Source organism: Draconibacterium sp. (assembly GCF_041583095.1).
Classification (GTDB): Bacteria; Bacteroidota; Bacteroidia; order Bacteroidales; family Prolixibacteraceae; genus Draconibacterium.
The window spans coordinates 1-11,052 of the sequence record NZ_JBFHGM010000176.1 but is presented as its reverse complement, the minus strand read 5'-3'; the positions used below and the strand labels follow the sequence as shown (position 1 = coordinate 11,052).

The 11,052-nt window shown below is 41.0% G+C and carries 10 protein-coding genes; 6 read left to right on the top strand and 4 right to left on the bottom strand.

What is annotated here, in order from left to right:
- The 4 genes from ABZB17_RS15430 to ABZB17_RS15415 all read left to right on the top strand — a co-directional run.
- A partial coding sequence (locus tag ABZB17_RS15430) for a glycoside hydrolase family 43 protein (protein WP_372651322.1) occupies positions 1 to 1,415 on the top strand: 1,415 nt, incomplete at its 5' end.
- On the top strand, positions 1,415 to 2,416 hold the full coding sequence (locus tag ABZB17_RS15425) for a glycoside hydrolase family 43 protein (RefSeq protein WP_372651321.1): 1,002 nt from the start codon (positions 1,415 to 1,417) through the stop codon (positions 2,414 to 2,416). The genes ABZB17_RS15430 and ABZB17_RS15425, both read left to right, overlap by 1 nt.
- 9 nt (positions 2,417 to 2,425) lie before the next feature.
- Positions 2,426 to 3,403 (top strand): arabinan endo-1,5-alpha-L-arabinosidase, encoded by a 978-nt coding sequence (locus ABZB17_RS15420; RefSeq protein ID WP_372651319.1) that lies wholly within the window; start codon positions 2,426 to 2,428, stop codon positions 3,401 to 3,403.
- Positions 3,404 to 3,499: 96 nt separating this feature from the next.
- Positions 3,500 to 5,032 carry an alpha-N-arabinofuranosidase gene (locus ABZB17_RS15415; protein ID WP_372651317.1) on the top strand — a complete coding sequence of 511 codons (1,533 nt, stop codon included), beginning with the start codon at positions 3,500 to 3,502 and terminating at the stop codon, positions 5,030 to 5,032.
- Between the two features lie 111 nt (positions 5,033 to 5,143).
- Here the strand turns inward: ABZB17_RS15415 and ABZB17_RS15410 are convergent, their stop codons facing one another.
- Both ABZB17_RS15410 and ABZB17_RS15405 read right to left on the bottom strand, forming a co-directional pair.
- Complete coding sequence (locus tag ABZB17_RS15410; RefSeq protein ID WP_372651315.1) at positions 5,144 to 5,536, bottom strand: hypothetical protein; 393 nt, start codon at positions 5,534 to 5,536, stop codon at positions 5,144 to 5,146.
- 74 nt (positions 5,537 to 5,610) lie between these two features.
- Positions 5,611 to 6,255 (bottom strand): DUF2490 domain-containing protein, encoded by a 645-nt coding sequence (locus tag ABZB17_RS15405; RefSeq protein WP_372651314.1) that lies wholly within the window; start codon positions 6,253 to 6,255, stop codon positions 5,611 to 5,613.
- Positions 6,256 to 6,438: 183 nt separating this feature from the next.
- Here ABZB17_RS15405 and ABZB17_RS15400 point away from each other — a divergent pair, with 183 nt between their 5' ends.
- Positions 6,439 to 7,014, top strand: a complete 576-nt coding sequence (locus ABZB17_RS15400; protein WP_372651312.1) for a TetR/AcrR family transcriptional regulator — start codon at positions 6,439 to 6,441, stop codon at positions 7,012 to 7,014.
- Between the two features lie 82 nt (positions 7,015 to 7,096).
- Positions 7,097 to 7,735 (top strand): porin family protein, encoded by a 639-nt coding sequence (locus ABZB17_RS15395; protein WP_372651310.1) that lies wholly within the window; start codon positions 7,097 to 7,099, stop codon positions 7,733 to 7,735.
- Positions 7,736 to 7,818: 83 nt separating this feature from the next.
- On the opposite strand, the gene yidC is transcribed toward ABZB17_RS15395, so the two are convergent.
- Together yidC and ABZB17_RS15385 are read right to left on the bottom strand one after the other, a co-directional pair.
- Entirely contained in the window at positions 7,819 to 9,768 is a 1,950-nt protein-coding gene (yidC, locus tag ABZB17_RS15390; protein WP_372651309.1) for a membrane protein insertase YidC, read from the bottom strand.
- A 3-nt stretch (positions 9,769 to 9,771) separates the two neighbouring features.
- The coding region (locus tag ABZB17_RS15385; RefSeq protein ID WP_372651307.1) for a CTP synthase at positions 9,772 to 11,052 on the bottom strand (1,281 nt) is incomplete at its 5' end.

Genomic DNA, 11,052 nt, shown 5'->3' with positions numbered 1-11,052 from the left:
CTTCATATGGTAATGCGCACGAAGGACACGGGCATTTTCAGGGAAAACGTTCAACCGACCTGGTTAACTGGGAATGGGTAGGCGGACCTTTTTATGAAGCACCATCCTGGGTAGCTGATTCTCTTAACGCCATTCGTTTGCGTATGAATCTTGATGCCATTGCAAACGACAATATACAATACGGTTATTGGGCACCGGTAGTACGCCGCGTTAATGTTGGAGGACAGGAAATTTTGCGGATGTACTATAGTATCGTTATTCATAATTACATAAAAACCGGAAACCCCACTACTGCCAGCTTTGATGGAAGCTGGACTGAGCGCGCCTTTATCGGCATGTGCGAGTCGACCGATCCGGCAGGAGCAGTATGGGAAGACAAAGGTTTCGTTACAACATCATCGTCAGATCGTGGTCTGGATTTTAGCCGTGCCAGTACATCAGACTGGAGTGGATATTTCTACTATAACGCTATCGATCCAACATACATCGTATCGCCCGAAGGAAATCATTACCTGATACACGGTTCGTGGCATAGTGGCTTTGCTCTTTTGCAGGTAGATGCAACAACCGGAAAACCGTTAAACTTACTTGGCAACCCCTGGGCTGACAATGCAAGTGAACTCACTGCGAGATATGGAGCGAGAGTCGGTACACGTTCGATTGGATCGCGTTGGCAAGCCAGCGAAGCACCGGAGGTAATATACAAAGAAGGATACTACTATTTGTTTATGGCTTACGATGGCCTTGATGTACCATACAACACGCGGGTGGTTCGAAGCGAAAATATTGAAGGACCCTATTACGATATTACCGGGCGTAACTTTACCAACGGACAAGGAGACAGTTACCCGATTGTAACTCACCCATACAAATTCAATCTTAGCAACGGATGGGTAGGAATAGCACACTGCTGTGTATTCCAAAAAGAAAATACCGACGAGTGGTTTTACATGTCTCAGGGACGATTGCCCGTAAACGTTGATGGTAACCCATACTCCAATGCCATTATGATGGGGCACGTACGTCGTATCGTTTGGTGTCCGGCCTCGGTAAACGAACCCAATAACCTGTGGCCTATTGCATTGCCCGAACGATATGCCGGCGTACCTGAAGAATACGGTACAATTACCGAAGACGAGCTGATAGGAACCTGGGAGCATATAAATCTGGGCTACCGCTTCGCTCAACAAAATAGCGCCACCGGTCTCACCCTCAAATCAGACGGTACGATGACAGGTGCACTAACAGGTAACTGGAGTTACGATGAGTCGAAAAAACAACTAACACTCGGTAATGTAATTGTTTGCGTTGAACGCGAAGTTGACTGGGAAGCCTCTCCCCGACGTGTTACGCTGGTGTATGCCGGAACGGAGAAAAATCTTAACGCAACCTATTGGGGTAAAAAGTCGAAATAATGAAATCAACAGCAAACATATTGGCAGTGTATCTTTTGGGTTCAGTCCTCTTGAATTGTACTTCTGCAAACAAGGATGGTGAAACACAAGTTGCGGCCAATACTTCTGTAAAGGAAGTTAAAATCAATAATCCAATTATTACCGATAAGTTCACGGCCGATCCGGCAGCTTTGGTATCTGACAACACCGTGTACCTCTACGTAGGCCACGATGAAGCGCCAAACGATTTTAACTTTTACCGCATGAACGAGTGGCTGGTATATTCTTCTACTGATATGGTAAACTGGACAGAGCACCCCGTTCCGCTAAAAACTACAGATTTTGAATGGTCAAAAGGCGATGCATGGGCCGCACAAGTTGTCGAGCGCAACGGAAGGTTCTACTGGTATGTTACTGTTGAACACGGCAGCATTCAGGGGAAAGCGATTGGTGTTGCTGTTTCCGACAGTCCTGTTGGTCCGTTTAAAGATGCTTTGGGAAAAGCGTTAATTACAAACGACATGACTACCGAGCATACGCAAATCACCTGGGACGATATTGACCCGACCGTTTACATCGACGACGATGGACAGGCTTACCTGTATTGGGGAAATACGGCTTGTTACTGGGTCAAACTTAAAGACAATATGATTGAACTTGATGGCGAAATACATTCCGTTGAATTGCCTAATTTTACCGAAGCTCCATGGATTCACAAACGTGGCGACTGGTATTACCTGTCATACGCCTATCAATTTCCCGAGAAAACGGCTTATGCCATGAGTAAATCGATTACCGGCCCCTGGGAATACAAAGGCATTTTAAATGAACTGGCCGGCAATTCAAATACAAACCATCAGGCCATCATCGAATTTAAAGATCAGTGGTATTTTATTTATCACACCGGAGGTATTCAGCCTAACGGCGGAAGTTTTCGCCGGTCGGTTTGTATCGACAAACTGCACTATAACCCGGATGGTACAATGAAACGGGTAGTTATGACATCTGAAGGAATTCAATAATCAAATCAAATGAAGCAATCAATTTTCATCATAGTAGCGCTGATCCTTTTTTCGGGAAAAGTGTTTTCGCAAATCTTTGTTCACGATCCGGTTATAACACAACAAAACGATAAATACTATTTGTTTTGCACCGGATTGGGAATAACAATCTGGTCGTCGCCAGATATGGAAAACTGGACAAAAGAAGGCCGTGTTTTTGAGAAAACCCCAGAATGGGTTTCGGAAACACTGGACGACTTTGCAGGGCACATGTGGGCGCCCGATATTATCTACAATAATGGTCAGTATTATTTATATTATTCGGTATCGGCATTTGGTAAAAATACCTCGTGTATTGGAGTCGCCACAAACAGCACCCTCAACCCTGAAGACACCGATTATAAGTGGGTTGATCACGGAATAGTAATTCAGTCAGTACCGGGAAGAGATGACTGGAATGCCATTGATCCGGCTATTGCTTTTGATAACGACGGGCAACCATGGATGTCTTTCGGATCGTTTTGGAATGGCCTAAAACTCGTAAAATTAAACAGCGACCTAAAAACCATTGCGCAACCCGAAGAATGGCACACTATTGCAAAACGGCAAAGAAGTTTTGATATTGAAGAAGCAGATGCAGGAGATGGTGCAATAGAAGCACCGTTTATCTTTAAACGGAATGGGTATTACTACCTTTTTGTTTCTTTCGATTATTGTTGCCGTGGAGCCGAAAGCAACTATAAAATTATGGTCGGTCGCGCAAAAAACATCGAGGGCCCTTATTTAGATAAAAATGGAACATCGATGCTAAACGGTGGAGGGTCGCTGGTGCTTAAAGGCAATGAAAACTGGTATGGCATTGGGCACAATGCAGCCTATACTTTTGATGGAAAAGATTATTTGGTATGCCATGGCTACGACAAACACGACAATGCCAGGCAAAAACTGATTATAAGGGAAATACAGTGGGATAAGAACGACTGGCCTGTGGTTGATCAAACGAAATAACGATTTGCCGAATGTTTAGCAGCCTGTTTTAAAAGCATCTGCCCAACCGTTGTGGGTTAAAATTATCTATTAGAAACATACATAAATAACTGAATCATGTTAAAATTAAGAATCACATTAGCTGCTTTATTTCTGTTTGCAGTTTCGGGGTCTTTTGCACAAAGTACACTTACGCTGCATACCGATCAGGCAGAGACAAAAATCAACAAAGAAATTTACGGGCACTTTGCCGAGCACCTTGGCCGCTGTATTTACGGTGGTATTTATGTTGGAGAAAATTCCGACATCTCGAATACCCGTGGTTTCCGCGACGATGTAATTGTTGCACTTCAGGAAATGGATATTCCGGTATTACGCTGGCCCGGAGGATGTTTTGGTGATACCTACCACTGGAAAGACGGAATTGGCCCAAAAGACGAACGCCCTTCAATGGTAAATATTCACTGGGGAGGAGTTACCGAAGACAACAGTTTTGGAACACACGAATTCCTCGATTTTTGTGATATAATTGGTGCCGAACCATATATCAATATTAATGTTGGATCGGGAACCGTGCGGGAAGCTTCGGAGTGGGTGGAATACGTTACATCATCGAACGTTAGTCCAATGACCGACCTGCGTAAAAAGAACGGTCGTGAAGAGCCATGGGATGTAAAATACTGGGGAATTGGTAACGAAAACTGGGGTTGCGGTGGAAACATGACCCCAGAATATTATTCTGATTTATACAATCGTTTTGCCAGCTACTGTGGTGGTGCCGAGTATAAAATTGCCGGGGGTCCCAACGTTGCCGACTACAACTGGATGGAAGTGGTAATGCAAAAAACCATGCGTCACCCACACCTGGTTCAGGGTGTTTCGTTGCATGCTTACACCTTTACTACTGCGTGGGAAGATAAAGGACATGCCACCGATTTTGGCGAAAAAGAGTGGATTTCGGTACTGAATAACACGCTGAATATGGAAACGCTTGTTAACCGTCATTCAACCATTATGGATAAATACGACCCTAACAAACGCGTTGGTTTAATCGTTGACGAGTGGGGAAACTGGTTCAATGTGGAAGAAGGTACAAATCCGGGATTCCTTTACCAGCAAAACACCTTGCGCGATGCGTTGGTAGCAGGTATCAACCTGAATATATTTAACAACCACGCCGACCGTGTTAAAATGAGTAACATTGCACAAACCGTAAACGTTTTGCAATCCGTGATTCTTACCAAAGAAGACGAAATGGTGCTGACACCAACATACTACGTATTTAAAATGTACAGCGTTCACCAGGATGCAATGCTTCTTCCGGCAAACCTGAAAACAGGAAAATATGAAGCTGACGGAAAATCAGTGCCGAATGTACATGCTTCGGCTTCAACAAAAGATGGTGTAGTTTCAATTACTCTTTGTAACCTGAATCCGAACAAAAGTGAAACAATCGAAATTGAAGTAACCGGAGATGATTTCTCATCAGCAAACGGACAAATTATCACTTCTGACAAGATGAATAACTATAATGATTTTGGCAGGCAGGAAACGGTAAGCTTAAAAGACTTTGATGTAGCAAAACCAAAAAACGGTAAGTTGACCGTTGAGCTACCATCAAAATCAGTTGTTTTGGTACAATTGCAATAAGCGATTATCGTTTTATAAAATAGAAAAGGAAGCCATGTTGCTTCCTTTTTTTATGTGCATGTAGTTGTATGTATTGTTCTTACGGATCGGCCACTCTCCTACTTTTCAGCATTATTGTCTTCCCCCACCAGGTCCACCTCTACGGTTGGCTCTTCTTTCTTCCATTAATTTTTCATATTTGGCAAATTGTTCTTCCGTCAGGATCTTCTTCATTTCTTTATGCTGATTTTCTCTCCAATCGCGCATCTTTTCACCCATTTTGCTTCGGTCTTCTTCGCCATTCATTTCCTGGCGTAAAGTCGACATGTCTTTGTATGATTTTAACAGAACTTTTTCCATTTTTTCAGCCTGCGTATCATTCAATTCCAGATCCGTTTTAAATTGCGCCGTTTGCCTTTTCGCCATTTCCTCGGGGTTAAACTGACGTTGTCCTCCTCTGTTTTGGGCCATAGCCATTGTTGTTCCTACCAGAACAACTACCAATAAAAATGCTAATTTTCTCATGAGACTTGTTTTTAAGTGAAAAATCAAGAGATTAGACTAGACAAGATATGTTTAGTTTAACAGTTGGAGATAGCTTAAATTTCAAAACTTAAATTTAAGCCAACAATATCGCCAGATAGCCAATGATTCAGGACTTGACGTTTTTGCAGTGCATAATAAATTTTTATCTCTATGTGCTCCTTTTCAAAAGCTGTTAATCCCGAATAAAAACGAGCCAAATGTGTGCCCTCACCATTTAGTTTAATAAACGCTTCTTCCTGCAAATAAAATTGCAGTCCCCAATCGGTAATCGCAGGGAATTTTATTCGTAACGAATACCTGTATCTAAAATAGTTATTAAGCGATTTATAGGTTCTGTATTCAAAGCGGTTATAAAGGTCTAATTCAAAATTTTCAAGGTCTTTTCCGAAGTCTGCATAAATCATAGTGCGGTTCTCCTGCAACCATTCACCAATCTGAAGGTTTGTTGAACTCACACGAAAACCGGCACCATATTCCAGCCAGTTTAAAACCTGGTGACCAATAAATATTTCACCGTATTTTAAATCGAGTGTATTTCGTTTAGGTGAATAATGCATTTTCTCGGCAACAGTAATGCTTATTTTTTCCCAGGGGGCTATCTCAACCTGATTTTTATTCCAAAGTTCAAATGAGCGCTCTTGTGCAAAACTGCTAACGCCTGTAAGAATCAACAATAATATTACGTACAATTTTTGCATGGATGTAAAAATAGAAAACAATATATTTTCCTTAACAGAATTTATAATTTAATGTCGCTTTTCATTTCAAATGTTAAAATTGGCAATTCAGGTAAAAACATTCTCACATCAGGTAATACTATATAAATAAGAACTAAAAGCTTTGTATATTTGGAACAAAATCGTCGAATAAAGTAAATGATTATGAGCGCGAACTCGAAACAACAAATTATTGAAGCTGCTGGAATTGTTTTTGAACGTTTTGGTTTTAAAAAAACAACCATGGACGACATAGCCTATGCTGCAGGCAAAGGAAAAAGTTCGCTATACTATTATTTCAAGAATAAAGAAGAGGTTTTTGAAGCTGTTGTAGCGCATGAAGCAAAACAATTGGTAGCCGAAATAAACAAGGCAATAAATGCGTCGCACTCGGCAGTCGATAAGTTAAGAAGCTATGTGAATATTCGCATGAAACGTTTTGTACAAAGGGGCAACCTGGCAACGGCCTTAAACGACAATTTTTTGGCAACTTTTTCTTTTATTGAAAAAATACGGAATAATTACCGGGATTTTGAAATAGAAATGATTGCTGGAATTATAAACGAAGGCATTGAAAGAAAGGAATTTAAACCTGTTGATACCAATTTTACCAGTGAGGCAATTCTTACCTGTATGATTGGTTTTGAGGTTCCCTTGTTAACCAAATCGAAAACCAGCGAGGAATCGATAATAAGGATCAATAATGTAATCGACATGTTTTTTTACGGGATTTGTACTTAATTTTTTTGCATCAACATTCGAATATTTTAGATAATAGTTTAAATTATACAAGTTAGTATTGAATAGAAAACAGAATTAAAAAATGAAACAGAAAACAAATGATTCAGGAAAAACACTCTACAGCTTAATGCTGATAGTTGTTTTAACAATGGGGCTTTCACTGGCCTCAAAAGCCCAGATGAGTTACGGAATTAAAATTGGTGCCGGTGCTGCCTGCCAGTCTGATTTACTGGAACTGGCCAATAACTGCGATGTGCTTTTTAGCCCAACAATAGGCCTTGTTGGAAAATACCAGATTACCGAAGGTTTTGCAGTAAAGAGTGGTTTGGAGTACCAACAAAAGGGACGCAGCTTTACCGAAGAGAATGTGGATGTAACAAACAAACTTCAGTATTTATCGATGCCGGTAAAAGCTGAATTTTCGGCAGGAGAAAAAGCCGGGTTTAAAAAAGGACAACGTCTGTATTTTGCTATCGGCCCCTACTTAAGCTACATACTTGATGCTGACGGTGAGTTGGATGGTGTAAAAGTCGATATGAAAAGCGATACCAAAGATTTTGATGCCGGTTTGGGCCTGGAACTGGGAATGCAGTTTCCGGTATTCAACCAGAAAGCGTTACAGGTAGGATTAAATTACGATATGGGATTTGTAGAAGTCTATAAATCAGAACCCGATCTGCACAACAAAATGGCATCAATAAGCCTGGGATTACTGTTTTAGAAGATAATTGCCACGCAAAAAAAGAAACATAAAAAAGCCGGCTAAGAAATTCTTAGCCGGCTTTGCTTTATACTAGTAGTATATTATTTTTTCTTTGGTGCCTGCACCCCGCGTTGTTTCGCCATTTCTTCCAAACGTTTCTGGAAATTCGACTGCTTTTTCGCCGGTTTCTTTTTATTGGCTTGCAACTGTGCTCTAATCTTCTCATCATCAACAAACGAGCGAATCAGGTAAGTCTGGCCAATAGTAATCAAGTTAGCAAGGAAATAATAGTAGCTCAAACCTGATGGATAACTGTTCAACAGGAAGAAGAACATTACCGGCATAATGTACATCATGGTTTTCATTCCCGGCATTGCCTGGCTTGAAGTAGCCGATTGGCTTAGCTTAGTTGAAATGATTGTTGTGATGGTCATTAATATGGTAAATAAACTAAGGTGGTTACCCATAAAGTCTCCGATAAGTGGAATGGTAAAATCCCAGCTCAGAATCGAATCGTATGTTGATAAGTCATTTGCCCACAAGAAACTTTCTCCTCTTAACTCAATAGAGGTTGGGAAGAAAAAGAACATGGCAAACAAAATCGGCATTTGTAATACCATTGGTAAACAACCTCCCATTGGGTTTACTCCGGCCTTTCGGTAAAGTGCCATAGTTGCCTGCTGTTTTTCCATTGCTTTTTCCTGCCCCGGAAACTTGGCATTTATTTCATCAACCTCAGGCTTTAAAGCACGCATTTTTGCCTGCGACATGTATGATTTGTAGGTAAACGGGAACAGTACCACTTTAATCATCAGCGTAAGCAGCAGAATGATGATACCAAAGTTATCGATAGAACGACGTAACCAGTTAAATACCGGGATAATTACGTAACGGTTTACCGGACGTACAATGGCGTATCCCAAATCGATCTGGCGTTCCATATCAAGCCCGTATTGTTTTAGGGTTTGATAGTGGTTCGGTCCAAAATAAAACTGCATACCAACCTTTTCACTTTGTGTTCCGTTGAAAGGAATGGCAATATCAGCTTTGAAATTTCCCAAATAATTCTGGTTGTCTTCGTAATCGTACTTCTCCTGGCGTACCTGGGCATTTGGGAATGCTTCGTCGCCAATTATTGTAGAGTTAAAGAATAACTGCTTAAAACCGATCCATTTAACACTTGTTGAAAGGTTTTCTTCGTCCGATTTGTTTTTATCCAGGTTGTCGACCTCGTCTTCAAAAAACTTATAGGTCATATAAGTATAACGGTCTTCGCCAAAACGCGAATAGTGTTCCTGACGTGGCACATCAAAAGCCCAACTAAAATTAAGGTACGATTGATTTCGTGAAATATAGCTGTCCATACCCTGCATATTCACGTCAAAATCAACCATAAACGAGTTGTATGCCAGGGTATAAACGTACTCGATGAATTTACCGGGAGCAACTTCCAAACGGAAAGTTACCGACTCGGTTCCACCCGGATTTTCTTTGTTAAACTTAGTTCTTCCTTCATCTCCTTTTGGTACTTTTGGACCGCTTACCACAACATCTTTTGCACCACCAACCTGATTAAAGTAAAGGTTATCAGTGGTTATGCTTCTGTTTTGCGCAAAGAAATTCAGACCAAACAGCGTTTCCGACCCATCAAAAAGAACTAATTGTGTTGAATCATATCTTTCGTAGTCTTTCAACTCCACCGAATAAATACGTCCTCCTTTGTTTGAGAAGGTAATTTTAACCTGGTTATTTTCGAGGGTGGTAAACTCTTCGGTACCAACCGATGCGGCTCCGAAAACACCAAGTTCCTCGGTTTTTTGCTGCATTATTTGATTCTGAACTGCAGTGTCGGCTTTCATGGCCGCATTTTGCATTTCTTGCTGTTCCTGCATTTTCTGCAGCTCCAGCGCTTGCTGTGCTTCAACTTGTGCTATGGAATCGCGTCGTTGCCTTGCAGCTTCAACTTCTTCTTTTGATGGCTGGTTGATCAATGAAAATACAACCAAAATCACAAAGATTAAAACGATTCCAATAATCGACTTTCTATCCATTTTTTATTTTTCAGGTAATGAGTTCTTAATAAAATCAATAAACAACGGATGGGGATTTAATACCGTACTTCTGTATTCCGGATGGAATTGCACACCCACAAACCATTTGTGTTCTGGTATTTCAACAATTTCTACCAGGTCGGTTTCAGGATTAATTCCTGTTGGTATCATTCCGGCGTCGATGTATTGCTGACGGTATGTTTCGTTAAATTCGTAACGATGACGGTGTCTTTCGTGAACCGTTAATTTATTGTATGCTTTGCTTACTTTTGAGTTCTCGTCGATAATACGACATTCGTAAGCACCCAAACGCATTGTTCCACCGTAATTGGTAATACCTTTTTGTTGTTCCATAAGGTCGATTACCGGATGTGGCGTTTTTGGATTCATTTCTGATGAGTCTGCATTTTCAAGATTAATTACATTTCGCGCAAACTCAATAACGGCAACCTGCATACCTAAACAAATTCCCAGGAAGGTAATGTTGTTTTCGCGGGCATACTGTGCAGCCAGAATTTTTCCTTTCATTCCTCGATGACCAAATCCCGGAGCAATGATAATTCCGTTCATCGGTTTCAATTGCTCGTCAATATTCTCGGCATTCAATTCTTCCGAGTGAATCCAGTTAATATTTACTTTGCATCTGTTTTCAGCTCCGGCGTGTACCAAAGCTTCAGCAATTGATTTATAAGCGTCGTGTAATTCTACATATTTTCCAACCAAACCAATTTCAACGGTTTGTGTCGGGTTTTTATGACGTGCAAGGAAATCATTCCAGGCTGAAAGATCAATTTCTTCGTTAATGGTTAATCCCAGCTTATTCAGTACTGTGATATCCAGCTTTTCTTCCAACATTTTTAACGGAACATCGTAAATTGTTGGCACGTTAACCGACTGAATTACAGATTCTAATCCCACATTACAAAACAATGCAACTTTTTGGCGAACCGATAATTCGATATCGTGCTCGGTACGAAGAACCAGAATATCGGGTTGAACTCCGGTTTCGAGCAACATTTTAACCGAGTGCTGTGTTGGCTTGGTTTTTAATTCGCCTGTAGCCGACAGGTATGGAACCAGTGTTAAGTGAATAACCATTGCACGGCTTCCCAATTCCCATTTTAACTGACGAACTGCTTCAATATAAGGTAACGATTCAATGTCGCCTACCGTACCGCCAATCTCAGTGATCACGATATCGTATTTACCTTTTGATCCCAGTATTTTTATTCTCCGTTTTATTTCGTCGGTAATGTGAGGAATAATCTGAACGGTTTTTCCCAG